This window comes from Actinacidiphila rubida (genome assembly GCF_900110255.1).
Lineage (GTDB): Bacteria > Actinomycetota > Actinomycetes > Streptomycetales > Streptomycetaceae > Actinacidiphila > Actinacidiphila rubida.
Genome location: NZ_FODD01000003.1, coordinates 181651 through 205502, shown reverse-complemented (window position 1 = coordinate 205502; position 23852 = coordinate 181651). Strand labels below are relative to the sequence as shown.

General features: G+C 75.0%; 21 protein-coding genes. 10 read left to right on the top strand and 11 right to left on the bottom strand.

The genetic code is table 11. From position 1 onward, the window contains the following. Nucleotides 1-25: 25 nt before the first annotated feature. The 4 genes from BMW99_RS03955 to leuA all read right to left on the bottom strand — a co-directional run bounded on the left by BMW99_RS03955 (nt 26) and on the right by leuA (nt 6626). Nucleotides 26-1270: a sensor histidine kinase gene (locus BMW99_RS03955; protein ID WP_245791172.1), complete on the bottom strand. Its 1245-nt coding sequence runs from the start codon at nt 1268-1270 to the stop codon at nt 26-28. A gap of 194 nt (nt 1271-1464) precedes the next feature. After that, nucleotides 1465-3558 carry an MMPL family transporter gene (locus BMW99_RS03950; protein WP_075016273.1) on the bottom strand — a complete coding sequence of 698 codons (2094 nt, stop codon included), beginning with the start codon at nt 3556-3558 and terminating at the stop codon, nt 1465-1467. 327 nt (nt 3559-3885) lie between these two features. Beyond that, a complete protein-coding gene (locus tag BMW99_RS03945) occupies nt 3886-4593 on the bottom strand; it encodes a TerB family tellurite resistance protein (protein WP_069466911.1) in 708 nt (235 codons plus the stop codon). Between the two features lie 269 nt (nt 4594-4862). Continuing rightward, nucleotides 4863-6626 (bottom strand): 2-isopropylmalate synthase, encoded by a 1764-nt coding sequence (gene leuA, locus BMW99_RS03940; RefSeq protein WP_069466910.1) that lies wholly within the window; start codon nt 6624-6626, stop codon nt 4863-4865. A gap of 310 nt (nt 6627-6936) precedes the next feature. On the opposite strand from leuA, the gene BMW99_RS03935 reads away from it, so the two are divergent. Beyond that, entirely contained in the window at nt 6937-8052 is a 1116-nt protein-coding gene (locus BMW99_RS03935) for a M4 family metallopeptidase (RefSeq protein WP_075016227.1), read from the top strand. A gap of 5 nt (nt 8053-8057) precedes the next feature. Then, nucleotides 8058-8318 carry a protealysin inhibitor emfourin gene (locus BMW99_RS03930; RefSeq protein ID WP_075016226.1) on the top strand — a complete coding sequence of 87 codons (261 nt, stop codon included), beginning with the start codon at nt 8058-8060 and terminating at the stop codon, nt 8316-8318. 70 nt (nt 8319-8388) lie between these two features. On the opposite strand, the gene BMW99_RS03925 is transcribed toward BMW99_RS03930, so the two are convergent. After that, nucleotides 8389-9306: a MerR family transcriptional regulator gene (locus BMW99_RS03925; RefSeq protein ID WP_075016225.1), complete on the bottom strand. Its 918-nt coding sequence runs from the start codon at nt 9304-9306 to the stop codon at nt 8389-8391. Nucleotides 9307-9381: 75 nt separating this feature from the next. Here BMW99_RS03925 and BMW99_RS03920 point away from each other — a divergent pair, with 75 nt between their 5' ends. Continuing rightward, nucleotides 9382-10923 (top strand): alpha/beta hydrolase, encoded by a 1542-nt coding sequence (locus tag BMW99_RS03920; RefSeq protein WP_075016224.1) that lies wholly within the window; start codon nt 9382-9384, stop codon nt 10921-10923. 42 nt (nt 10924-10965) lie between these two features. Here the strand turns inward: BMW99_RS03920 and BMW99_RS03915 are convergent, their stop codons facing one another. Together BMW99_RS03915 and BMW99_RS03910 are read right to left on the bottom strand one after the other, a co-directional pair. Further along, a complete protein-coding gene (locus BMW99_RS03915; protein ID WP_245791171.1) occupies nt 10966-11886 on the bottom strand; it encodes a DUF2797 domain-containing protein in 921 nt (306 codons plus the stop codon). A 110-nt stretch (nt 11887-11996) separates the two neighbouring features. Continuing rightward, nucleotides 11997-12392, bottom strand: a complete 396-nt coding sequence (locus BMW99_RS03910; RefSeq protein WP_075016222.1) for a hypothetical protein — start codon at nt 12390-12392, stop codon at nt 11997-11999. Nucleotides 12393-12576: 184 nt separating this feature from the next. Between BMW99_RS03910 and BMW99_RS03905 the strand changes: the two genes are divergently transcribed. Genes BMW99_RS03905 through BMW99_RS03895 form a run of 3 tightly spaced genes read left to right on the top strand, consistent with a single transcriptional unit; the run spans nt 12577 to nt 15943 of the window. Further along, on the top strand, nt 12577-12846 hold the full coding sequence (locus BMW99_RS03905) for a hypothetical protein (RefSeq protein WP_075016221.1): 270 nt from the start codon (nt 12577-12579) through the stop codon (nt 12844-12846). Then, complete coding sequence (locus BMW99_RS03900; RefSeq protein ID WP_075016220.1) at nt 12839-13471, top strand: DUF6879 family protein; 633 nt, start codon at nt 12839-12841, stop codon at nt 13469-13471. The genes BMW99_RS03905 and BMW99_RS03900 overlap by 8 nt, the downstream gene beginning before the upstream one ends. 12 nt (nt 13472-13483) lie before the next feature. Beyond that, nucleotides 13484-15943, top strand: a complete 2460-nt coding sequence (locus tag BMW99_RS03895; protein ID WP_107485327.1) for an ATP-binding protein — start codon at nt 13484-13486, stop codon at nt 15941-15943. A gap of 130 nt (nt 15944-16073) precedes the next feature. On the opposite strand, the gene BMW99_RS03890 is transcribed toward BMW99_RS03895, so the two are convergent. After that, a complete protein-coding gene (locus BMW99_RS03890) occupies nt 16074-17492 on the bottom strand; it encodes an MFS transporter (protein ID WP_079175916.1) in 1419 nt (472 codons plus the stop codon). A 142-nt stretch (nt 17493-17634) separates the two neighbouring features. Between BMW99_RS03890 and BMW99_RS42625 the strand changes: the two genes are divergently transcribed. After that, nucleotides 17635-18675: an Lrp/AsnC family transcriptional regulator gene (locus BMW99_RS42625; RefSeq protein WP_265736954.1), complete on the top strand. Its 1041-nt coding sequence runs from the start codon at nt 17635-17637 to the stop codon at nt 18673-18675. 7 nt (nt 18676-18682) lie between these two features. On the opposite strand, the gene era is transcribed toward BMW99_RS42625, so the two are convergent. After that, complete coding sequence (gene era / locus BMW99_RS03880; protein WP_069464428.1) at nt 18683-19633, bottom strand: GTPase Era; 951 nt, start codon at nt 19631-19633, stop codon at nt 18683-18685. 250 nt (nt 19634-19883) lie between these two features. Here era and BMW99_RS03875 point away from each other — a divergent pair, with 250 nt between their 5' ends. Both BMW99_RS03875 and BMW99_RS03870 read left to right on the top strand, forming a co-directional pair. Beyond that, nucleotides 19884-21155, top strand: coding sequence for an ammonium transporter (locus BMW99_RS03875; RefSeq protein ID WP_079138558.1), 1272 nt, complete (start codon nt 19884-19886; stop codon nt 21153-21155). Then, entirely contained in the window at nt 21152-21490 is a 339-nt protein-coding gene (locus BMW99_RS03870; protein ID WP_069464426.1) for a P-II family nitrogen regulator, read from the top strand. The genes BMW99_RS03875 and BMW99_RS03870 overlap by 4 nt, the downstream gene beginning before the upstream one ends. A gap of 49 nt (nt 21491-21539) precedes the next feature. Here BMW99_RS03870 and BMW99_RS03865 read toward each other — a convergent pair whose 3' ends face one another. Then, a complete protein-coding gene (locus tag BMW99_RS03865; protein WP_079138557.1) occupies nt 21540-21896 on the bottom strand; it encodes a cytidine/deoxycytidylate deaminase family protein in 357 nt (118 codons plus the stop codon). Nucleotides 21897-22044: 148 nt separating this feature from the next. On the opposite strand from BMW99_RS03865, the gene BMW99_RS03860 reads away from it, so the two are divergent. Further along, entirely contained in the window at nt 22045-22239 is a 195-nt protein-coding gene (locus BMW99_RS03860; protein ID WP_069464425.1) for a hypothetical protein, read from the top strand. A 317-nt stretch (nt 22240-22556) separates the two neighbouring features. Here BMW99_RS03860 and BMW99_RS03855 read toward each other — a convergent pair whose 3' ends face one another. Then, nucleotides 22557-23849, bottom strand: coding sequence for a hemolysin family protein (locus BMW99_RS03855; protein ID WP_069464424.1), 1293 nt, complete (start codon nt 23847-23849; stop codon nt 22557-22559). Between the last annotated feature and the right edge of the window lie 3 nt (nt 23850-23852).

Sequence of the window (23852 nt, the reverse complement as noted above, 5' to 3'; positions counted from 1 at the left end):
GGCTGGGACGGCGGCTGGGAGGGGGTCATCGCGGGTCTCCCTGGAGGTCGGCGGCGAACGGCAGGTCCGCGGTCACGGCGAAACCGGGACCGTCCTGGCACGGCCCGGCGGCGAGGGTGCCGCCCACGCTGCGGGCCCGCTCGCGCATCCCGGCGATGCCGAAGCCCTCCGGGCGGCGGTCGGGGTCCGTGCCGTGCGGGTCGGCGCGGTGGGCGTCGGCACGTGGTGCGGGCAGCAGGTCCTCGCGGCCGCCGTCGTCGCGGACCTCCAGCCGCAGCCCGCCGCCGTGCCGCCCGACGCGGACGGTGACGAGCGGCTGCGCGGCACCGGTGTGCCGCACCGCGTTCGTCAGCGACTCCTGCACGATCCGGTACGCGGCCGCGCCGACGGCGGGCGGCACCGGCTCCCCGCCGACGTCGACGGCCAGCTCGACGCGGGCGCCGGCCGCCTCCGCGGCCCCGGCCAGCGACGCCAGCCCCGCCAGGTCGGGCAGCGGCCCGTCGCCGTCGGTCCGCAGCACCCGCAGCGTGGTGCGCAGTTCCGCGCGGGCCTCGCGGCAGGTGTCCGCGATGGCGTCGAGCGCGGACGCGACCGCGGTCCGGTCCAGCCGCTCGGGGTCGGCGACCAGGACGTGCGCGGCCACCGAGGTCTGCACCCCGATCAGCGTGATGCTGTGGGCGAGCAGGTCGTGCAGGTCCCGGGCGATCCGCAGCCGTTCCTCGGCGACCCGGCGGGCCGCCTCCTGCTCGCGGGTGCGCTCCGCCCGCTCGGCGCGCTCCATGATCGCCGCCACGTAGTTGCGGTGGATGCGGACGACGTCGCCGGCCACCGCCACCGCCACGATCCAGCCTGCGCTCTGCAGCATCTCGGAGCCGGCGTGCGGCTTGCCGATCGTCGACATCACCGCGGTCATGGTGAGGACGACGCTCGGCACGACCACGTAGGTGCGCACCGGTGGCCCGGCGACCGCGAGCGCGAACAGCGCGACCATGCTGGAGACGATCGGGGCCTGCTGCACGTACTGCAGGTAGTGGTAAGGCGCGACGGTCACGACCATGCCGAGCAGGCACCACATCGGGGCGCGCCGCCGCCACACCAGCACGGCCGAGCTGCCCGCCAGCAGCGCCCATCCCAGCAGGTCCGGCCGGTGACTCACGTCCGACTCCGGCAGCAGCAGTGCCACCGCCGCCTCCACCGCCAGCACTCCCCCGGCGACCGCCAGGTCGCTGCCGCCGACCCGCGCTCCGCGCCCCTCCACCGCCCACCTCACCGCCACTCCCCCATCCTCCCGCTCCCGCACCCGCTGCCCGACCGCCGCCCTCACGGGCACAGCCCGCCACCCACCCACCGGCCGGCAGCCGCCGACGACACCCCGCCCCCGCGGGGGCCACCCGCACCCGACGACGAGAGTCGCACGGGTGGTGCGGGTGGGAACACCAGGCGGGCGCAGCCCGCCTGGACCACCTACCGGCGGGAAGCCGACGACGACATCGCCACCCCACGCCGGAGGCGACTCGGCGCAGCCGACCCGCCGCCCCACCACACCCGCTCCCCGAGCAGCACCGCCGCCGCCGGCACCAGGAACGTCCGCACCACGAACGTGTCGAGCAGCACCCCGAGGGCGATCACCACCCCCATCTCCTCCATCATCACCAGCGGCAGCGACGCCAGGACCGTGAACGTCGCCGCCAGCACGATCCCCGCGGACGCGATCACCCCGCCCGTCGCCTCCAGCGCGGTGACCGTCGCGCGCCGCGGCTCCGCGCCCCGCACCGTCTCCTCCCGCATCCGGTGCATCAGGAAGATCCCGTAGTCCACGCCGAGCGCGACCAGGAAGACGAAGCTGAGCAGCGGCAGTCCGGGGTCCATGCCGTGCAGGCCCAGCACCGGGCCGAACAGCAGCCCGCCGATGCCGAGCGCGGCGGCCCACACCGCGACCATCGCCGCGGTCAGCAGCAGCGGCGCGACAAGGCTGCGCAGCAGCCCGGCCAGCAGCAGGAACACCGCCCCGAGGACCAGCGGCACGACCAGCGTGCGGTCCCGCGACGACGTCGACGCCGTGTCCAGCCGCTGCGCGCTGACGCCGCCGACGAGCGCGTGTTCCGGCGCGGTGGCGGCCCGCAGCCGGCGGATCGTGTCGTGTTCCGCCGGGCTGTCCGGCGCGGCCGCCGGGAAGACGGAGATCTCGCTCCAGCCGCCGCCGCTGCGGCCGGACGTGCTGCTCGCCACGCCCGCGGTGCCGCGCACCGCCGCCGCGGCCGCCGCGGCCCGCGCGGTGGGCACGACCACGGTGACCGCCTGGGTGCTCCGTGAGGGGAACGCCCGGTGCAGGATCGTGTCCGCGGCCACCGAGTCGGGCGTGGTGGTGAACGTGTCGTCCTGCCGCAGCGCTCCGGGCAGGTTGCCGATGCCGAGTGCCAGCGCGCCGACCGCGATCACCGATGCGGCCAGCGCGACCAGCGGCCGCCGGGTGACCAGCCCGCCGATCCTGCGGTACACCCCGCGCCCGGCCCGCGACTCGCTCCCGTACGAGGGGACGAGCGGCCAGAACACCCGGCGCCCGAGCAGCACGAGGACGGCCGGCAGCAGCGTCGTCATCGCGGCGAGCGCGCACACGATGCCGACCGCGCCCACCGGGCCGAGGCCGCGGCTGCTGTTGAGGTCGGCGGCCAGCAGGCACAGCAGGCCGGCGACGACCGTCGCGGCGGACGTGAGCACCGCGGGGCCGACGCCGCGCAGGGCCGCGGTCATCGCCTCGTACGGCTCGGCCCGGTGCCGCAGTTCGTCCCGGTAGCGGGAGATCAGCAGCAGCGCGTAGTCGGTGCCCGCGCCGAAGATGAGCACGGTCATCACCGACGAGCTCATGTTGGAGACGGTCAGGCCGAACGCCTCGACGAGCCCGTAGACGACGGCCGTCGCCGTGCCCGCGGCGACGCCGACGACGCCCAGCGGCACCAGCCACAGGAACGGGCTGCGGTAGGTGAGGATCAGCAGCAGCGCCACGACCGCCGCGGTCGACATCAGCAGCGTGCCGTCGATGCTCGCGAACACCCCCTTGGCGTCGGCCTGGGCCGCGCCGGGCCCGCCGACCAGCACCTGAAGGCCCGAGGGCCGTCCGTCCGCGAGTCGCGCGCGGACCGCCTTCACGACGTCCTCGGGCTTGCCGGCGCTCTCCGCGATCGCGACCGGCACCATCGCGGTGCGGCCGTCGGCGGCGGTGACGGTGTGCGGCGCGGCCCCGACCAGGGCGTAGGCGGTGCCGAGCGCCGCGGTCTGCCGCCGGACGGCGTCCTGGTCCGCCGCGGTCAGCCCGCTCGCGCGGCGGTAGACCAGGACGAGGTCGGTGGCGCCGCCCCCGGGCATCGCCTGCTGGATCCTGGCGACCTGCGTCGACTGCGCGCTGGCCGGCAGGTAGTCGACGGCCTCGTCGTGCTTGACCCCGCCGAGCTTGCCGGCGAACACCCCGGAGACGGCGAGCACGACGATCCACAGGGCGATCACCGCCCAGGGCAGGGCCCGCCGGCGGGCGCCGGCGGCGGGCGGCGGAGCCGGCGGCACGGGCCGCGCGGTGCCCTGGTCCGCCGCCGCGCCCGCAGGGGACACCCGGAGCGCGGAGCCCGGTGAGCCGGGGGGGATCAGGGAGTCCGGTGGGTTCGGGGACATCGGTGGCGTCGGCTCGGCCCGCATCGCGTGGCTCCTGGGGATCGGCTGGTGAGACGTTCACCAGCGTCCCGTCGGAAGGGGGCCGCCCGCGTCGCGCGGACGGCCGAGACGCGCGCTACTCCGCGGGGTTCACCGAGGGCGCGGTACTCCCCCGGGAGTAGCGGGACCGGTCGTGCCGGGCGGGTCCGCGGTGCGGACGCCGTGACGCCGCCGTGGCCGCGGTCAGGACGCCGTGGCCGCGGCGGCCGTCAGCAGCCGGTCGATCTCGTCGGTGTGCAGCGACAGGCAGCGGCCGATGGCCTCCAGCACCTCGCGCTCGGCCGGCAGGTAGGGGCCGTCGGCGAGGGCGATGTGCGCGCCCTGCAGCAGGACCCGCTCACGGCCCTGGGTGAGCAGGTGGTCGGCGAGCGGTTCGAGGGCCTCGTGGAGCTCGATGGACAGCCAGCTGCCGCAGCCGTCGACGGCCTCGGCGAAGGAGTCGGGGCCGAGTTCCTCGGAGCGGCGGAACCGGCCCTCGTCGGCGACGATCGCCGCGAGCAGGCCGAGCAGCTGGTCCTCGGTGCAGTCGCTGAAGCCCGCCGAGCGGACCGCGCCGACCGCGGCCTCGCGGGCGGCCCGCCCGGTCGCGCCGCCGGCGGTGAGGACGGCCAGCGCGATGGTGTGCACGGCGTCCCTGAGCATCGCCGAGAAGCGGGTGGTGGTGGGCCGCAGCAGCACCTCGGCGCCGAACTGCCGGTGGCAGGCGGTGCACTCGATGACGGTGCCGGCCGGGCCGCGGGTGAGCAGCGGGACGTTGAGCACGGTCAGCCTGCGGGTGCCGGTTCTGCGGTGGTAGGCGCGGTCGCCGCCGCAGTCGGAGCAGTAGAACTCGCCGTCGTCCTCGGTGCGCCATGCGGTGCGCACTCCCCAGATACACAGCCCCAGCTTCATCACGCTGCACCCTCCGGCCGGCTACGTCCCGGTACGCACCCTGCCTGTGGCCGCACGCGCGCGAAACGCCTCCGGCAACGGTGCCGTACTGCCGTGATGTTAGCCACACATCCGGCGCGCGGTCAGTACCGCGTACGGGGGCAATTCAGCCGAGCGTGGGCGGGCCGGTGACCGGGGCCGCGACCGGGGCGGACCGTACGGCCCGCCCCGGTCGCGGCGGAGGTTCGGCGATCGGCGGATCCGCGACTCCGCGGGACCCGCCGGGGTGATCAGCGGTACGCGCGGTTGACGGCCGAGACGACCGCCTTCAGCGAGGCGCGGGTGGTGTTGGGGTCGATGCCGATGCCCCACAGCACGCGGCCGTCGATGGCGCACTCGATGTACGAGGCGGCCTGCGCGGACGCGCCCTCGCTCAGCGTGTGCTCGGAGTAGTCCAGCAGCCGGGCGTCGACGCCGACGCCGGCCAGCGCGTCGAAGAACGCCGAGATCGGGCCGTTGCCGGTGCCGGTCAGGCCGGTCTCCGCGCCGTCCACCACGGCCTCGACGGTCAGCGCGTCGGTGCCGTCGCTGGACGTCGACGCCTGCGCGGAGCGCAGCTCGATGCGGCCCCACGGGTTGTCCGGGGTGGGCAGGTACTCGTCCTGGAACACCGACCAGATCTGCCCGGGCGTGACCTCGCCGCCCTCGGTGTCGGTCTTGGCCTGGATGATCCTCGAGAACTCGATCTGCATCCGGCGCGGCAGGTCCAGCTTGTGCCCGTTCTTCAGCACGTACGCCACACCGCCCTTGCCGGACTGCGAGTTGACGCGGATGACCGCCTCGTACGAGCGGCCGACGTCCTTGGGGTCGATCGGCAGGTACGGCACCGCCCACTCGATGTCGTCCACGGTCTTCCCGGCGGCGGCCGCTTCGGCCTCCATCGCCTCGAAGCCCTTCTTGATGGCGTCCTGGTGGGAGCCGGAGAAGGAGGTGTAGACCAGGTCGCCCGCGTAGGGGTGGCGCGGGTGGACCTCCATCTGGTTGCAGTACTCGGCGGTGCGGCGGATCTCGTCGATCTGGGAGAAGTCGATCTGCGGGTCCACGCCCTGGCTGAACAGGTTCATGCCCAGAGTGACCAGGTCGACGTTGCCGGTCCGCTCGCCCTGGCCGAACAGGCAGCCCTCGATGCGGTCGGCGCCGGCCATGATCGCCAGCTCGGCGGCGGCCACCGCGGTGCCGCGGTCGTTGTGCGGGTGCACCGACAGGCACACGTGCGCGCGCCGCGACAGGTTCCGGGACATCCACTCGAACCGGTCGGCGTGCGTGGACGGGGTGGAGCGCTCCACCGTGGCCGGCAGGTTGAGGATGATCTCGCGGCCCTCCTCGGGCTGCCAGACGTCCATCACGCCCTCGCAGACCTCCAGCGCGAAGTCCAGCTCGGTGTCGGTGAAGATCTCCGGGCTGTACTGGTAGCCGAAGACCGTCTCGTCGCCGAGGATCTTGTCGGCGTACTCCATCACCAGGCGGGTGCCGTCCACCGCGATCTGCCGTACCTGGTCGCGGGTGCCGCGGAAGACCACGCGGCGGAAGACCGGCGCGGTCGCGTTGTACAGGTGCACGGTGGCGCGGGGCACGCCGCGCAGCGACTCGACGGTCCGCTCGATCAGCTCCTCGCGGGCCTGCGTCAGGACGGAGATCGTCACGTCCTCGGGGATCGCACCGTCCTCGATGATGGAGCGCACGAAGTCGAAGTCGGTCTGGCCGGAGGACGGGAAGCCGACCTCGATCTCCTTGTAGCCCATGCGCACCAGCAGGTCGAACATCTCGCGCTTGCGGGCGGGCGACATCGGGTCGATCAGCGCCTGGTTGCCGTCCCGCAGGTCGGTGGACAGCCACCGGGGTGCCTGGGTGATCCGCGCGTCCGGCCACGTGCGGTCGGGGATGTCGACCTGCTCGTACCGGCCGTACTTGTGGATCGGCATCGCGGTGGGGCGCTGGCGCACGGTCGCGGCGGTGATGGGCGTGGCGCGGCCGACACGGTTCGGTGTGGTCATGGGGGCTCTGGCTCCTCGGAGGTCCGCAGGGGGACGGCCGACGGCTGGAAACGCCGAACTCCGCGGGGAGGGGGTCGGCCTACGACTACAGGCCCTCGCCGCGGCAGCTAAGGAGAAGCAGCCCGAAACGCATGATGGGTCGACCCTAGCCGCTCGCCGCGGGATCACACAGCCGATGGGGGCGTCCTCTCAGTATGCAAGACGGACGGGTCCGGGCGGACCGTCCACACAAAGAGTGACCATTCGCTCCTTTTCGTGGATCATGGCCGCAACTCGTGACAATGCGTAGGGCAAGTGCCACATTGCGCGCATGGGAGTTTTCTGCACGATCGTGCCGCCTCACGTCCTCGACGCCCTCGCCCGCTCCGGCGACGCCACGCTCTCCGCGTACGCTCGCCGCACCCTGGAGCACGACGCGCGGGAGCGCACCCGCCGGCGGCTGACCACGGTGATCGGCCCCACCCTGGCCGCGGCCCGTCCGACGGGCGTTCCGGCCGCCGGCCCGTCGGACGGGCCACGGCGCACCATCCACGACGCCGCGCACCTCGACACGCTGCCCGGCACCACCGTCCGCGAGGAGGGTGCGAAGCCCTCGAAGGACGGCAGCGTCAACCGGGCCTACGACGGCCTCGGCGCGACGTTCGAGACGTACCTGAAGGCGTACGGCCGCCATTCCGTCGACGGGAAGGGGCTGCCGCTGGTCGCCAGCGTCCACTACCTCAAGGACTACAACAACGCGTTCTGGAACGGCGAGCAGATGGTGTTCGGGGACGGCGACGGCCGGATCTTCCTCGACTTCACGCTCCCCGTCGACGTCATCGGCCACGAGCTGACCCACGGCGTCACGCAGTACAGCGCCAACCTGGACTACTTCGGGCAGTCCGGCGCGCTCAACGAGTCCGTCTCGGACGTCTTCGGCAGCCTGATCAAGCAGTACAGCCTCGGGCAGACCGCCGAGCAGGCGGACTGGCTCATCGGCGCCGGGCTCCTCGCGCCCGGCGTGCACGGCGAGGCGCTGCGCTCGATGAAGGCCCCCGGCACGGCGTACGACGACCCGAACCTCGGCAAGGACCCGCAGCCCGGCTCGATGAGCGGCTACGTCTCCACCTCGGAGGACAACGGCGGTGTGCACCTCAACTCCGGCATCCCCAACCGGGCGTTCTACCTGGCCGCGGCGGCGATCGGCGGCCACGCCTGGGAGCAGGCCGGCCAGATCTGGTACGACACGCTGACCGGCGGCTCGCTCTCCACGCGCGCGCAGTTCGCGGACTTCGCGGCGGCCACGGTGGCGGCGGCCACCGCGCGTTACGGTGAAGGGGACCAGTCCCGCGCGGTCGCCTCGGCCTGGCAGCAGGTCGGTGTGACCCCCGCGCCCGGTTCCGCGGTGCCCCGCCAGCAGCCGGGCGAGCAGACCCAGGAGGCGTGACGCGTATGCGTATCGAGGTGGTCCGCTCCGGCGGCTTCAGCGGCATTCCGGCCCACGCCGCGCTCGACACCGCCGGCCGCCCGGACGCGGGCCACCTCCACGCCCTCGCGGAAGCCGCGCTGGCCCCCGGCCCCCCGCAGGCCCCCACCCCCGACGGCTACAGCTACGACATCACCGTCGACGCCCGCACCGTCCACTGCGCCGACCCCCAACTCACCCACCCGCAGCGCGAACTCATCCGCCTCCTCCTCGACGAGGGCGCCTGACCCAGAGGCGACGACCGGCAGCGCCCGGCCCGACGGGCGCCCCGCGCCCCCTGCGCACCGGCCGCACCCCTTACCCGAGGGGAACGGCAAGCGCGGCGACGAGCCAGGCGTGCGCCGCGCCTGGCGTCACCTCGCCGGGCCCGGCGATCTCCGCGACCAGGTCCCAGTAGCGGTCGATCCGCGGATCCGCGGCCAGCACGGGCCCCAGCCCGCGGCGGAACGCCGCCGTGTCGCGGGCACCGCCGCCCGCCGCGGCGTACGCGGCCACGAAGCAGTCGAGCGCGTCACCACCCCCCGGCGCCCGCCCGGCCCGCACCGCCGGCGCGGCCAGCGCGTACGCCTCGTCGAGCCCGGCGTACAGCACCGCGGGGCGGAACCCGCGGCCGGAGCGGTGCGCCGCCGGCTGCCCGCGGTCGCCGCCCTCGCACTCGCCCCGCGTCATCGCGTGCAGCCGCGCGAACGCGAGCACCTGCTCCGGCGTGGGGTCCGCCGGAATCTGCGGCACCGTCCGCTCCAGGACGAGCGCCACCGCCGCCCGCGGCATCCGCGCCGGCAGCCAGCGCCGCCAGAAGCGGGCGATCACGTCCGTGCTGGGCGGTGCCGTCACCGCGCCCACCAGCCGCAGCCGCTCGGCGCGTTCGGCCGGCCCGCACTCGTGCAGCAGCCGCAGCGCCGCCTCCCGCCAGCGCAGAGCGGCCAGTTGCTCTCCCACCTGCCCCAACTGCCGTGCGACGGCGTCCTCCAGGGGGCCGTCGAGCTCGTCGCGCTCCAGCACGCGTCGCACCTCGGCGACCGGCAGGTCCAGCGCCCGCAGCGAGCGGATCGTCGCCAGCCGCCCCAGCGCCTCGGGCCAGTACCGCCGATGGCCGCCGATGCTGCGCGCCGCCTCGGGCAACAAGCCCTGCTCCGAGTAGAAGCGCACCGTCTTGACGGTCGTCCCCGCCCGCGCGGCGAGTTCGCCGATGCTCCAGGTGCCGTCAGCGGCCACGGCTTGAACCTCCCTCAGGGGGAGTTCCTACGGTACCCGCGAGCGCGGAGCCGCCGCGCGGCGAGGAGACGTCCCATGAGCCCTGCACCCCCGTCCGTTCCCGCACCCGCACCAGCCGCCGCGCCCGTCTTCGTGCTGGTGCCCGAGCTCCACACCACCGCCTGGGTGTGGGACGAACTGGCCGTGACACTGCGGGAGTCGGGCGGCCACGCCCACCCCGTGCAGCTGTCGCCCGACCCCGACGCGGACCTGGAGACGCACATCGCCGACGTCCTGGCCGCGCTCGAAGCGCTCGACGCACACGACGGGCCCCCCGCCGCCCCCGCGCACCCCGTCGTGCTCGTCGGCCACGGCTACGGCATCCACCCCGCACTCGGCGCGGCCGACCGCCGCCCGGACCGCGTCGCCCGCGTCGTCCACCTGGACGCCGGTCTCCCCCGCGACGGCGACCCGCCGCTCGCCCTCGTCCCCGACCAGTCGCTGCGCGACCGTCTGACCGGCGACGTCCTCGCGCCGCCCGCCGCGGGCGACCTGCAGCGGTGGGGCAGTCAGGACGGCGTCCCGGCCGCCGCGGCGGAACGCCTCCTGGCGCGGGCGGTACCGCAGCCCGTGCGGACCCTCACGCAACCGCTGCGGCTGACCGGCGCGGTGGACGCGGTGCCGTCGACCGGCGTGCTGTGCACGGCGAACGGCACGAGCATCGCGCTCGTCGAACTCCTCGCCGGCATGGGCGATCCGCGCATCGCGACGCTGATCGAGCGCCGTGCCCGCCTGTTCGACCTCGCGTCCGGTCACTGGCCGATGCTGTCCCACCCCGCGGAGCTGGCGGGTGTCCTGCTCGCGGCGGCCGCGGGCGAGGGCCGCGAACTCGCGGTCCCGGAACGCAGGGACGCCGCGTCCGCGCCGCCGGGGACGTTTCTGCTGGACGTGCCCGAGTGCCCGCGCGAGCGGGTCGGGCGGGTGGACCTCCATCTGCCGGACGCCCAGGAGCCGCGCCCCGCCGTCGTGTTCGTCCACGGCGGCCCGGTCCCGGCCGACCGCCGGCCGACCCCGCGCGACACGCCCCTGTTCCTCGGCCACGCCCGTCACGCCGCCTCCCTGGGCCTGGTCGGCGTCACCCTGGACCACCGGCTGCACGACCTGTCCTCGTTCCCCACCGCCGCCGCGGACGTCGCCGCGGCCGTCGACACCGTCCGCGCCGATCCCCGCGTCGACGCGGACCGCGTGGCGCTGTGGTTCCTGTCGGCCGGCGGCCTGCTGTCCGCGGACTGGCTGGCCGCGCCGCCGCCGTGGCTGCGCTGCGCCGCGTTCTCCTATCCCGTCCTCGCGCCGCTGCCCAACTGGGGCCTGCCCGCGGGGCGTTTCCGCCCGGCCGACGCCCTCGGCACGGCCGGGGCCCTCCCCCTGGTCCTCACGCGCCCGGGCCTCGAACTCCCCGAGATCGCCGCGACCGTCGACGCGTTCCTCGCCGCCGCGCGCCGCGCGTCCATCCCCCTGGAGGTCCTCGAACTGCGCCTCGCCCAGCACGGCTTCGAGGTTCTCGACCACACCGGCGAGACCCGTGCCGCGGCCCGGCGGGCGATGGCGTCCGTCCGCCGGCACCTGCTGGCGGACTGACCCGGTGTGCCACCGGCCCGGGCGGCCGCGGGACCGGCCGCGTCAGAACAGCGGGTCGGCGTCGTGCCGCGGGCGGATCGTCAACGGCTGCGTCGCGGCCGTGAACACGGCCTCCGGCGGGGCGGGGTGCAGGGACCAGCCGGCGAGCAGGCGCGTGTCGAGGAGGACGGGGCCGCCGGGAGCGTCGAGGTAGAGGTCGGTGGCCACGCGGCAGGCGATCCGCGCGGTGAGCGTGGCACCGGGCCGCAGCGGCGCGACGGCGGCCCGCGGCTGGACGCCCTCGTCCGGCAGGCCGTACGCCGCGGTGTGGTCGGTGACGTGCGGGTCGCGCGGCTGCTGGCCGGCCGGCGGCCAGTCGGGCAGCGCGCGGACGCGGGCGGCGAGGTCGAGGAGTTCCGCGGCGCGCGCGCCGGCGGTGCCGGGACGCCGCCGGGCGTCCCGCTTGCGCTCGGCGGCCACCCGGTCGGGCAGCCCGAGCGCGGCGCCGAGCAGGTGCTCGGTGCGGCGGGCGGACATCAGGGTGCCGGCGGACAGGAACAGCGAGGCCAGGGCGCCCTGTTCGAGCAGCCGCGCGATGCCGCGCTCCGCGCCGGTGATGCCGACCTTCACGGCCGTGCCGTGGTGCGCCAGATAGACGGCGAAGGTGCGCGGGTCCTCCGGCCGGGTGTCGGCCGCGATGGAGCTGGAACGGTCGAGGGCGGCGCAGGACGCGCACTGCCCGGAGCGCGCCTCGGGCGCCAGCTCCGCGTCCTGCGCGCACCTCACCCGCCGCCCGGCCCGCCACACGCCCAGGCACCGCCGGTCCTCGCCCACACGGAATCCCAGCGCCGCCCCCAGCTCCAGGCCGCTGGCCCTGCCCTTCCGCCGGGCCGCCCCCGCGGGCGCCCACTCCATGACGGCCTCGCCCCCGGGCCAGCCCATCCCGGCGGCCCGCCATCCGCCCGTCCCCGTACGCGCACTCACCCCGCCGACGCTACCCGCGCCCTCTGACACCGCCCCGGACAGCGCCCCGGACACCGCCCCGACACCACTCCTGCCGGCACCCCGAGGTCAGCCCGGCCCGCACGGGGTGCTCAGGCGCTCCGGGGCGGCTCAGGCGGCAGGCGGAAGGACACGCCGCCGTGGATGTCGCGCGCCTGCACCACCGCGCTCTGGGTCCCGCCGCTGACGGTGTTGCGGGCCTCGGACGGACCGTCCGCCGCGCCTTCGGCCACCCGCAGCCACGCCCGCATGGCCTGGGCGAACTCGGGGTCCTGCGCGGCCCGCGCCGCGAGTGCCGCGGCGAGCCGTTCGGCCCGCGCGCCGTCGCCCGGCGCCTCGGCGAGCGCGGTCACGGCGTCCGCCCCCGACGCACCGCGCCGGAAGGGCCGCAGCACCAGGGCGCGCAGGGCCTCCCACGCCTGCTGTCCCGCCGCGGTCCCCGCTCCGCCCGCCAGCGCGGCCAGCAGCGCCGCCGGCACCGGTTCCATCCCGCCCCCCTGCCACCCGTGTCGCCGCGCTCCCTTCCGCCCGGCTGATGCCCCGGCGCGCGCACCGCGACACCGTTCCGCCGTCATCGCCCGGTAATGGCCGATTCCGCCCACGCCGAAGGGAGCCACGTTCGGTAATCTGGTGCGATACGTTCCGTGACATCCGGAAGTCTGGGAGGCCGCCGTGGCTCGCGTTTGGGATCCCGATCCCTCCGCCGTGTTCGTGCGCCGGCTGGGCAGGTCCGCGGCCGAACTCGGGAACTCGTCGGCCGACGACAAGTGCCCGGACATCTGGCAGTTGAGCAACGGCGACGTCGCCGTGATAGGCCGGGACCTCACCGCGGCCTACGCCGGGCGCCTGCCGGGCGAGGTCCGGCTCGGCGCGGACGAGCGCCTCGTCGTGATCCCCGGAAACATGCTCAGCGCGGCGAAGGCGGACATCCCCGATGCGTGAACTCCCTCCGCCGCTGCCCGCGCACCGGGGGCACCGGCTCGGTGACGACGAGTACACCGAGGACTTCCGGCCGCGGCACACCGCCATCCGCAACGGGGACTCGTGGAAGCTCGAACGCCTCCAGCACTTCGAGGAGTACGGCGACCCGAGCTGGGAGGCCATGAACCGGGGTGACTGGGACGAGGCGCTGCGCGTCGCGGGCGGCCGGGGCGAGGCCCTGCGTGCGTCGGCCGCCGACGCCGACCGCCGCGGCTCCCGCTTCCACCGCGTGCGCGTCGTCGAGGAGCCGCTGACTCCCTACGTGCAGTGGGAGTTGCACACGCTGCACCAGCGGGCGCGGTGCGGGCACCGCATCCGTGTCCTGCCCGCCGAGGCCGTGGCCTGGGCGGAGGCGGACGGGCTGCTGCCGGAGCTCGTCGTGCTCGACGACCGCACCCTCTACCGCGTCCTGTACACGGCCACCGGCGCCCCCGAGGGCGCGCTGCGCTACACCGACCCGGAGATCGTCCGTCCCTGGGCCGCGTTCGTCGCGAAGGCGTACGCGGCCGCCGAGGACATCCGGACGTACTTCCCCCGCGTGGTCGCCCCGCTGCCCGCGCCCCTGCTGACGATGCCCGTGGAGTAGGCGGAGCAGACGATGTCCCCCCCGTCCCCCCCGTCCGCCCCGTCCTCCCCCACCGACGACGACGGCAACGGCAACGGCCCCGGAGACGCGCGCGGAGCGCGGAACGACCTCTCGGGGACGTCCGGCGACGTCGTGCAGGCCGGCAGCGTGCACGGGGGCATCCACTTCCACCCCGGCCACGGCCCCGAGCCGCGTTCCGGCCCGACTCCCCGGCAACTGCCCGCGGACATCAGGGCGTTCGTCAACCGCACGGACGAACTCGGCCGTCTCGACGCCGTCCTGACCGGCGAGGACGGGGGCCAGGTGTCGGTGACGGTGCACGTGGTCGCCGGCACGGCGGGCGCCGGGAAGACGTCCCTCGTCCTGCACTGGGCGCACCAGGTGAAGGACCGCTTCCCCGACGGGCAGTTGTTCGTCAACCTCCGCGGCTACGATCCCGGCGAGCCGGTCACCGCCCAGCAGGCGGTGCGCGGGTTCCTGCGCGCCCTCGGCGTGCCCGCCGCCGACGTCCCGGCCGACGCCGACGACGCCGCGGCGCTGTACCGGTCGCTACTGGCCGACCGCCGGGTCCTCATCCTCCTCGACAACGCCGCGACGCCGAGCCAGGTCCGGCCGCTGCTGCCGGGCAGCGGTGGCAGTCTCGTCATCGTCACCAGCAGGAACCGCCTGGCCGGACTCGCCATAAGGGACGGGGCCCGGCACTTCACCCTCGGCACCCTGCCGGAGGCGGAGGCCGTCGCGCTGCTGCGCACCGTCACCAGCGGGTACCGGACGCACGACGACGACGCCCGGCTCGCCGAGCTGGCCCGCCTGTGCGCGGGACTGCCGCTCGCCCTGCGGATCGCCGCCGAGCGCGCCGCGAGCCGCCCCCACATGCGCCTGGACGACCTGATCGCCGACCTGCGCGACGAGTCCGCGCTCTGGGACGCGCTCAGCACCGGCGGCGAGGACGAGGCCGACACCGACGCCGTCCGCACCGTCTTCGCCTGGTCCTATCGGGCCCTGGCCGGGCCGGCCGCCCGCCTCTTCAGGTTCCTGGGCCTTCATCCGGCCCCCGAGTTCAGCCTCCACTCGGCGGCGGCCATCGCGGACCTGCCCCGGACGCGCACCCGCCAGCTCCTGGACGACCTCGTCGGGGCGCACCTGCTGGAGCAGACCGCCCCCGACCGCTACCAGTTCCACGACCTGCTGCGGGCCTACGCGACCGCCCAGGCCCGCGCCGAGGAGTCACCGGAGGAGCAGCGGGCGGCGCTGCGCCGCCTCCTCGACTGGTACCTGCGCACCGCCGATGCCGCCGGCGCCTGGCTCAGGCCGGCGGAGGGTGCCGCCGCCGCGGGCCCACCGCCCGGTGCCGTGGCGCCGTTGTCCTTCGCCGACTACGACGCGGCGGCCGACTGGTCCGAGCACGAACTCATGACGTATCCCCGGCTCGTCCCCGCGGCCGTGGCCGCCGGGCTCGACGGCCTCGCCGCCCGTCTCGCGGTCGCGTCCTGGATCGCGCTGGCGCCGTCCGCCGCCCTGGCCGACTGGCTCGGCAGCGGGCGGCAGGGCCTCGACGCCGCCGTGCGCTCGGGTGACGACGCGACCCGCCTCCGCCTCCTCATCGCCCTGGGCACGGCCTGCCGCATGGCCGGTCTCTTCGACGAGGGGCTGGACGTCCTCGGGAGCGCGCGGGCACTCGCCCGGTCGTCGGGCCGCCGTGCGGCGGAGGGCCGCGTACTCAATCTCGTCGGCCTGATCCACCTGCTCACCCGCCGGCTCGACCTGGCCGCCGACCACTTCGGCCAGGCCGGGGCCCTGTTCCGCGCCCAGGAGGAGCACCGGCTGGCGGCGACCGCGCTGTCCAACCTCGCGAACACCCATCTCGACGCGGGCCGCCTGGCCGAGGCGGCGACGGCCGTCCGCGAGGCCCTCGCGGCCCACCGCGGCCTCCACGACCGGAAGGGCGAGGGCAACGCGCTGACCATCGACGCGGCGGTCCGCCTCGAACAGGGCGACCCGGCGGCCGCCCGCGCCGCGATCCGCGACGCCCTCGACATCGCCCTGGCCCTGCGCGACCACCGGCTGGAGGGCTTCTGGCTGCTCACCCGCGGTGACGTCCACCGCGCGTACGGGGAACACGGCGACGCGCTCGCCGCCTACCAGCGGTCGGCGATGCTCCACCGCCGGCTGGGCGACCGCAGCCGGGAGGCCCTGGCGTGGCGGGGAGCGGGCCGCACCTACCGGGAGACGGACCGCCCGGAGGAGGCCGCCGCGTTCCACCGGAGGGCCGCCGCCGTGCACCGCGAGCTCAACGACACCTGGGAACTCGCCGTCGAACTGTGCGACCTGGCCGACGCGTTGAAGGTCCAGGACTTCGCCGGGGCACAGCGTCTGCGGGCCGAGGCGCTCACGCACCTCGGCCCGTACGACGATCCCCGTGCCGCCTCGCTGCGCGGCCGCGTCGAGCGGCTGCTCGCCGACTCCGCGTGAGACGTCCGGATCCGGCGCCCGCGTCCGGCGCCCGCGTCCGGGGCCCGGACCCGGTGTTCGTGGCGGGCGGAACCGGCCGTCGGGGCCGGCCGTCGGAACCCGTCAGGCGTGGTGACGGGCGGGCCGCCCGTCAGCGCGAGGCCGTCGTCCTCGGCAGCGGAGTCGCGGCGTCGTGCGCGGGCGCCTCGGATCGGGAGGGGCGGAGCGTCAGGAGGACGGTGAGGCCGCCGACGAGCGCCGCCGCGGCACACAGCAGCGACACGCGGTCGATGCCGGAGGCGTAGCCGGCGCGGAGCGAGTGGGTGGCGCGCAGGCGGTCGGTGAACACCGCGCCGAACAGGGCGATGCCGAGCGTCAGGCCCAGCTGGCGGAAGGTGTTGACGGCGGCGCCGGCCATGCCGGCGCGGGCCGGCGGGACCGCGTCGACGGCCGCCGAGACCAGGACCGGGGTGGTCAGGCCCACGCCCGCGCCGGCCACGGCGAGCCCGGCGAACAGCGCGGACTGGCCGGACCCGGGGTGCACGGTCGCCCACAGCATCAGCGAGCCGGCCGCGATGACGATCAGGCCGACGCCGATCGGGACGCGCGGCTGGAGCCGGTGCATGAAGCGGCCGGCGACCGCGGCGACCACGAAGGCCGTGCCCGCCAGCGGCATCAGGGCCAGACCGCTGCGCACCGGGCTGAGCCCGAGCACGTTCTGCAGCCACAGCGAGATGAAGACCATGCCGCCGAACGCCGCCATCTGGTAGAGCAGCGCGCCGGTGAGCAGGCCCGCGAAGGCCGGACGGCGCAGCAGCGCCATGTCGAGCATGGGCTGCGGCGCGCGCAGTTCCACCGGCACGAACGCCACCGCGGCGACCCCGGCGACCACGAAGGCGGTCACCGTCAGCCCGTCGCCCCAGCCGTGCTCACCGCCGCGGATCAGGGCGTAGGTCACCGCGGCCGCGGCGACGGTGAAGACGAGCGCGCCGGGCACGTCGAGCGAGCCCTTGCGGCGCGCACCGGCGGGCAGCACCCGCAGCGTCAGGGCCACGGCGAGGGCCGCGACCGGCAGGTTGACGAGGAAGATCGACTGCCAGCCGAAGCCCTCGGTCAGCAGCCCGCCCATGATCGGGCCGGCCGCGGCGGCGGCGCCGTTGACGGCGCCCCAGACGCCGAACGCGACGCCGCGGTCCCGCCCCTTGTACGTCACGGACACCAGCGCGGCCGAGGTCGCGAACATCGCGGCGCCGCCGGCGCCTTGGACGCCGCGCGCGGCGATGAGCACCGCGGCGTTCGGTGCGAGGGCGCAGGCCAGCGAGGCGAGGGCGAAGACGGTCAGGCCGGCCGTGTAGAGCCGGCGGTGGCCGAACAGGTCGGCGAGCGATCCGGTGACCATCAGCAGGGCCGCCAGCGCCAGGGCGTAGACGTCGATGACCCACTGCAGGGAGGAGAAGGAGGCGTGCAGGTCGTCGGCCATCCGCGGCAGGGCGACGTTCACGATGGTGACGTCGACCAGCAGGATGAAGGCGCCCAGGCAGATCGCCACGAGGGGCAGCCACTTGCGCATGGGAGGGGGCTCCGTTTCCCGGGTTTCCCGGTTCGTCGGTGTGCCCGGCGGGTGCCGGTGGCTCCACCTTCCGGGTCGCTGCGCGAGATCCCCAGCCGATCGAGGACGCGTGACGGAATCCGACATCCGTTAGCGTGGGGAGATGGAATCCGACATGGCCACTCCGCTGGGCTGGGAGCCGCTGTCCGGTCTCGACCTCCTCGACCGGCAGATCGTGCACGCCCTCCAGATCGACGGACGGGCCGCGTTCAGCCGGATCGCGGAGGTGCTGGACGTCTCGGACCAGACCGTCGCGCGGCGGTACGGGCGGCTGCGCGGCTCGGGGGTGCTGCGGGTGCTCGGCCTGGTCGATCCGCTGCGGATCGGCGTGACGCCGTGGTTCGTGCGGGTGCGCTGCACCCCGGACGCGGCGGCCTCGGTCGGCGAGGCGCTGGCCAGGCGGCTGGACACCCGCTGGGTGTCGCTGATCTCCGGCGGCACCGAGATCTTCTGCCTGGTCCAGCCCGAACGGCCCGGCCAGGACGAGCTGTTGCTGCAGAAGCTGCCGCGCACCCCGCGCGTGGTGCAGGTGACCGCGCACGCCCTGGTGCACGTGTTCTTCGGCCAGGCCCTGAGCCCGGTGAGCCGCAACGGCCCCCTCGACGCGGCGCGGGCGGAGGCGCTCGCCCCGGCCGAGGCACCGAGGGGGCGGGCGACGGAGGCGGCCGAGCCGTTCCCGCTCGACGCGGGGGACCGCAAGCTCCTGGAGTCGCTGGCGGAGGACGGCCGCACGCCCGTCCCCGGCCTCGCCGCCGCCACCGGCTGGTCGCAGTCGACGGTCCGCCGCCGGATGGCGGAGCTGCGCTCGTCCGGCGCCCTCTACTTCGACCTGGCCTTCGACGGCGACACCCACGCCAGGGCGCTGCGCAGCGCCCTGTGGCTGGAGGTCGAGCCGGCCCACCTGGCCGAGGTCGGCGAGGCGCTGGCCCGGCACGAGGAGGTCGCGTTCGCCTCGGCGACCACCGGGTCGTCGAACGTCTACGCCGCCATCAACTGCGCGAGCCCGGCGGCCCTTTACCGCTACCTCACCGGCCCGGTCGCCCAACTCCCCGGCATCCGCCGCACGGAGACCGCGCCCGTCCACCGCATGCTCAAGGGCCCGGGGCCGCTCTACGACACCCAGCGCACCCGCTCGCCCTGCTGACCGGCGGTCAGAACCCCAGCCTGCGCAGCTGCTTGGGGTCGCGCTGCCAGTCCTTGGCCACCTTCACGTGCAGGTCCAGGAAGACCGGCGTGCCCAGCAGCGCCTCGATCTGGTGGCGGGACTTGGTGCCGACCTCCTTCAGGCGGGCGCCCTTGGGGCCGATGATGATGCCCTTCTGGCTGGGGCGCTCGATGAAGAGGTTGGCGTGGATGTCGAGCAGGGGCTTGTCCGCGGGCCGGCCCTCGCGCGGGATCATCTCCTCCACGACGACGGCGATGGAGTGCGGCAGCTCGTCGCGCACGCCCTCCAGCGCGGCCTCGCGGATCAGCTCCGCGACCATGACCAGCTCGGGCTCGTCGGTGAGGTCGCCCTCGGGGTACAGCGCCGGGCCCTCGGGGAGCATCGGGACCAGCAGGTCGGCCAGCAGCTGCACCTGCGTGCCGTCGACCGCGGAGACCGGGACGATCTCGGCCCACTCGATGCCCAGGTCGCGGCCGAGCTTGTCGACGGCGATGAGCTGGGCGGCCAGCTGCTTGGCGTCCACCAGGTCGGTCTTGGTGACGATGGCCACCTTGGGGGTCTTCTTGATGCCGGCCAGCTCGCGGGCGATGAAGGTGTCGCCAGGGCCGGTCTTCTGGTCGGCGGGCAGGCAGAAGCCGATCACGTCGACCTCGGCCCAGGTGGTGCGGACCACGTCGTTGAGGCGCTCGCCGAGCAGGGTGCGGGGCTTGTGCAGCCCCGGGGTGTCGACGAGGACCAGCTGCGCCTCGGGCCGGTGCACGATGCCGCGCACGCTGTGCCGGGTGGTCTGCGGGCGGTTGGAGGTGATCGCCACCTTCTGGCCGACCAGAGCGTTCGTGAGGGTGGACTTGCCGGCGTTGGGCCGTCCGACGAAGCAGGCGAAGCCGGAGCGGTGGTCGGCCTGGGATCCGGTGGGGGCGGGGGTACGAGCGCTCATGTGCTCATTCTCCCTGACGCGGGAGCCCTCCGCGGACGCGTCGCGGACCCGGAGACACCCAGGCGACACGAAACACGGCGGAAACACGGCCGCCCACGTCCGGTAACGCGTACGCCCGACGCTCGTCACGCAGGCCCGCCCGCGCCGCCGACCGAAGGGACCCCCCCCCGTGCTGCTGTCCGCCGGCCCGTCCGCCGTCGACGCGGGCGACACCGCGTGGCTGCTCGCCGCCACCGCCCTCGTGCTCCTGATGACTCCCGGCCTGGCGCTGTTCTACGGCGGCATGGTGCGCAGCAAGAGCGTCCTCAACATGCTCATGATGAGCTTCGTGTCGATCGCCCTGGTCACCATGGTGTGGCTGGTGGCCGGCTACACGCTCGCGTTCGGGCACGACGCGGGCGGCCTGGGCCTGATCGGCGACGTCGCGCACCTGGGGATGCACGGCATCGGGCCGGCCGACGTCACCGGGCACGTGCCGACGCTGCTGTTCGCCACGTTCCAGCTCTCCTTCGCGATCATCACCGCCGCGCTGATCAGCGGCGCGGTCGCGGACCGGGCCCGGTTCGGCGCGTGGGTGGTGTTCGTGCTGGTGTGGACCCTCGCCGTATACGTGCCGGTGGCGCACTGGGTGTTCGGCGCGGGCGGCTGGATCACCGCGAAGCTGCACGCCCTGGACTTCGCGGGCGGCACCGTCGTCGAGGTCTGCTCGGGCGCCTCGGGGCTCGCCCTGGCCATGGTCCTCGGGCCGCGGCTGGGCTTCCGCAAGGACGCGATGCGGCCGCACAACCTGCCGCTGGTCGTCCTCGGCGCGGGCCTGCTCTGGTTCGGCTGGTTCGGGTTCAACGCCGGCTCGGCGCTCGGCGCCAACGGGCCGGCGGCCGCCGTGTTCCTCAACACCCAGGCCGCCGGCTGCGCGGGCCTGCTCGGCTGGCTGGCGGTGGAGAAGCGCAGGGACGGGCACGCGACGACGCTGGGCGCGGCCTCGGGTTCGGTCGCCGGCCTGGTGGCGATCACCCCGTCGTGCGGCAGCGTCGACCCGCTCGGCGCCGTCGTGGTGGGCCTGGCGGCCGGCGTGCTGTGCTCGTACGCGGTCAGCTGGAAGTTCCGCTGGGGCGTCGACGACTCGCTGGACGTCGTCGGCGTGCACCTGATGGGCGGGATCGTCGGCACCCTGCTGATCGGCCTGCTGGCCACGGCCACCATGACGGGCGGCCCCGAGGGCCTGCTGTACGGCGGCGGGCTGGGCCAGCTGGGCCGCCAGGCCGTGGCGGTGGCGGCCGTCGGCAGCTACGCGTTCGCCGTCACCTACGGCATCGGCTGGGCCGTGGAGCGGCTGATGGGCTTCCGGGCCGGCGAGGACGAGGAAAGGACCGGCCTGGACCTCACCGTGCACGCGGAGACCGCCTACGATCACGGCGTACTCACGCACGGCACGACGCACGGCCTGCTCCGCACGGGCGCCGCGACGGCCGCCGCGCACCACCTCGTCGCGCCCGCCCAGGACAGGAGCCCCCAGGGATGAAGCTGGTCACCGCCGTCATCAAGCCCTTCAAGCTGGACGACGTGAAGACGGCCCTGCAGGAGATGGGCGTGCAGGGCCTGACCGTCACCGAGGCCAGCGGCTACGGCCGCCAGCGCGGGCACACCGAGGTGTACCGGGGCGCGGAGTACCGCGTCGACCTGGTGCCCAAGGCGCGGATCGAGGTGCTGGTCGAGGACGCCGAGGCGGACGCGGTGATCGAGGCGGTGGTGGCCGCCGCGCGGACCGGCAAGATCGGCGACGGCAAGGTCTGGGCGGTGCCGGTGGACACGGCGGTGCGCGTGCGCACCGGCGAGCGCGGGCCCGACGCGGTCTGACCCCGCCCCCCGGCCGAACGGTCCGCCGGTGCGGCCGGCGGGCCGGGGGTCAGCCCGCGGTGACGGTGGTGACGACCGTGCCGTCCGGCCCCGCGAGGATCACGGGGGTCCCGGCGCCGCCGAGGTCGCGGACGGCCGCGCGGTCGGCCTCGGCCGGCGCCTGGGCCGCGGTGACGATCGCGGCGGCCTCCAGGGACCGCGCGCCGCTGGCCACCGCCATGGCGACGGCGGTCTGCAGCGCGGTCAGCCGCAGCGACTCCAGTGCCACGGTGCCGGCGACGTAGGTGCGGCCGGTCTCGTCACGGACGGCCGCGCCCTCCGGCACGCCGTTGCGGGCACGGGCCGACCGGGCGAGCGTGATGAGCTTGCGGTCTTCGGGGTTCTCGTCGCTCATGGGCGCGATCATACGGCCCGGTGCGGGGCGCGCCGCCGGCCCGCACACGTCCTGCCACCAGGCCCTCCCGGTCGATGTCACGCTCCGCGGTCAAAGATGCGCGTACAGCCAACTCGCCCTAGCCTGAGGGGAGCAGTGTCCCGGTTTGAGGTGATGAGACATGCTGCTGCACATGCCCCTGGTGATCGCGCTCGCGCTGATCACCTTCTTCCTGAGCCGCAAGGGCGCGCTGAAGATCAGCCACGCGCTCGCCTGCGGAGCCTTCGGCTTCTACCTCTCGGACACCAGCCTGTCCGGGTCCATCCACGCCGCGAGCGCCAATCTCCTCGGCATGCTCGACCAGTTCACCATCTGACGTCCCCCGCGACGTCGCCCCTCCGGTCCCCCGGCGGGTGCGCCCGCCCGCACACCGCGGGCGGCGTCACCCGGCCGGGGGCGAGTGAAGGGCCCGTGCGCGGGTAGCGTCCGGGGAAACGGCTCGTTCGCGAGAGGGGTTGCCCCATGCACAGCGACGTCGTGCAGCTGGCTCTGACCAGTGACGCCCAGCAGGACATCATCTGGTTCTCGATCATCGCGGCGATCTTCGTGATCGGCGTGATCTTCGCGATCCGCAGCAACTAGCGCGACCGGCCGCACCGGCCGGGCACCGTCATCGGGTGCCGGCCGGACCGGTCAGGACGGCACCGGCTCCCGCACCGGCTCGACGAGCACGGTGCCGATGCGGTTGCGCCGCCCTGCCTGCGTCTCCGCGGTCAGCCGCAGCGCGGAGACCTCGCGCGCTCCCGACGCGTCCTCCGGCAGCGGCACGACCGCCGTCGCACCCGGAATGGGCACCCGCCCGAGGGACTTGGCGAGCAGGCCGCCGACGGTCTCCACGTCGTCGTCGTCCAGCAGGACGCCGTACAGCTCGCCGAGGTCGCCGATGTCCAGCCGGGCGGTGACACGGAAGCGGGCGTCGCCCAGTTCCTCGACCGGCGGCGTCTCCCGGTCGTACTCGTCGGTGATCTCGCCGACGATCTCCTCGAGGATGTCCTCGATCGTGACGATGCCCGCGGTGCCGCCGTACTCGTCGATGACGACCGCCACGTGGTTGCGCTCCTGCTGCATCTCGCGCAGCAGGTCGCCGGCGTTCTTGGTGTCCGGCACGAACGAGGCCGGCCGCACCACCGACGTCACCGGGTCCGACTCCGCGTCGCGGTTGATGTGCACCCGCCGGGCGAGGTCCTTGAGGTAGACGAAGCCCACCACGTCGTCCTCGCTCTCGCCGGTCACCGGGATCCGGGAGAAGCCGCTGCGCAGCGCGAGCGTCATCGCCTGACGCACCGTCTTGAACCGCTCGATCATGATGAGTTCGGTGCGCGGCACCATCACCTCGCGCACGATGGTGTCGCCCAACTCGAAGACGGAGTGCACCATCCGGCGCTCCTCGTCCTCGATCAGCGACTCGGACTCGGCGAGGTCCACCAGTGCGCGCAGCTCCGCCTCGCTCGCGAACGGGCCGCGCTTGAAGCCCTTGCCCGGCGTCAGCGCGTTGCCGAGCAGGATGAGCAGCCCCGGCACCGGACCCATCACGCGGGCCAGCGGGAGCAGCACGTACGAGGCGGCCGTCGCCGTGTTCAGCGGGTGCTGGCGGCCGATGGTGCGCGGGGACACCCCGACCGCGACGTACGACACCAGCACCATCACGCCGATGGCGACGGTCAGCACCTGCCACGTCGAGGCGAAGTGCCGGTCGCAGACGACGGTGATGAGCACCGCGGCGGCGGTCTCGCAGGCGACCCTGACCAGCAGCGCCACGTTCAGGTAGCGGGTCGGGTCGGAGGCGACCGCCAGCAGGTTCGCCGCGCCCCTGCGGCCGGAGCGCACCGCGTCCTCGGCCCGGAACCGGGACACCCTGGCGATACCGGCCTCGGCGCAGGCGGCGAGCCAGGCGACGAGCACCAGCAGGACAGCTGAGACGATCATGAG

What these genes read in the sequence shown, in the direction of transcription:
- BMW99_RS03945 (WP_069466911.1), bottom strand. Translation starts at nt 4,593, where the DNA reads ATGAAGCTGGGGCTGTGTATCTGGGGAGTGCGCACCGCATGGCGCACC.
- leuA (WP_069466910.1), bottom strand. Translation starts at nt 6,626, where the DNA reads ATGACCACACCGAACCGTGTCGGCCGCGCCACGCCCATCACCGCCGCG.
- BMW99_RS03935 (WP_075016227.1), top strand. Translation starts at nt 6,937, where the DNA reads ATGGGAGTTTTCTGCACGATCGTGCCGCCTCACGTCCTCGACGCCCTC.
- BMW99_RS03930 (WP_075016226.1), top strand. Translation starts at nt 8,058, where the DNA reads ATGCGTATCGAGGTGGTCCGCTCCGGCGGCTTCAGCGGCATTCCGGCC.
- BMW99_RS03920 (WP_075016224.1), top strand. Translation starts at nt 9,382, where the DNA reads ATGAGCCCTGCACCCCCGTCCGTTCCCGCACCCGCACCAGCCGCCGCG.
- BMW99_RS03910 (WP_075016222.1), bottom strand. Translation starts at nt 12,392, where the DNA reads ATGGAACCGGTGCCGGCGGCGCTGCTGGCCGCGCTGGCGGGCGGAGCG.
- BMW99_RS03900 (WP_075016220.1), top strand. Translation starts at nt 12,839, where the DNA reads ATGCGTGAACTCCCTCCGCCGCTGCCCGCGCACCGGGGGCACCGGCTC.
- BMW99_RS03895 (WP_107485327.1), top strand. Translation starts at nt 13,484, where the DNA reads ATGTCCCCCCCGTCCCCCCCGTCCGCCCCGTCCTCCCCCACCGACGAC.
- BMW99_RS03890 (WP_079175916.1), bottom strand. Translation starts at nt 17,492, where the DNA reads ATGCGCAAGTGGCTGCCCCTCGTGGCGATCTGCCTGGGCGCCTTCATC.
- BMW99_RS42625 (WP_265736954.1), top strand. Translation starts at nt 17,635, where the DNA reads ATGGAATCCGACATGGCCACTCCGCTGGGCTGGGAGCCGCTGTCCGGT.
- era (WP_069464428.1), bottom strand. Translation starts at nt 19,633, where the DNA reads ATGAGCGCTCGTACCCCCGCCCCCACCGGATCCCAGGCCGACCACCGC.
- BMW99_RS03875 (WP_079138558.1), top strand. Translation starts at nt 19,884, where the DNA reads ATGACTCCCGGCCTGGCGCTGTTCTACGGCGGCATGGTGCGCAGCAAG.
- BMW99_RS03870 (WP_069464426.1), top strand. Translation starts at nt 21,152, where the DNA reads ATGAAGCTGGTCACCGCCGTCATCAAGCCCTTCAAGCTGGACGACGTG.
- BMW99_RS03865 (WP_079138557.1), bottom strand. Translation starts at nt 21,896, where the DNA reads ATGATCGCGCCCATGAGCGACGAGAACCCCGAAGACCGCAAGCTCATC.
- BMW99_RS03860 (WP_069464425.1), top strand. Translation starts at nt 22,045, where the DNA reads ATGCTGCTGCACATGCCCCTGGTGATCGCGCTCGCGCTGATCACCTTC.
- BMW99_RS03855 (WP_069464424.1), bottom strand. Translation starts at nt 23,849, where the DNA reads ATGATCGTCTCAGCTGTCCTGCTGGTGCTCGTCGCCTGGCTCGCCGCC.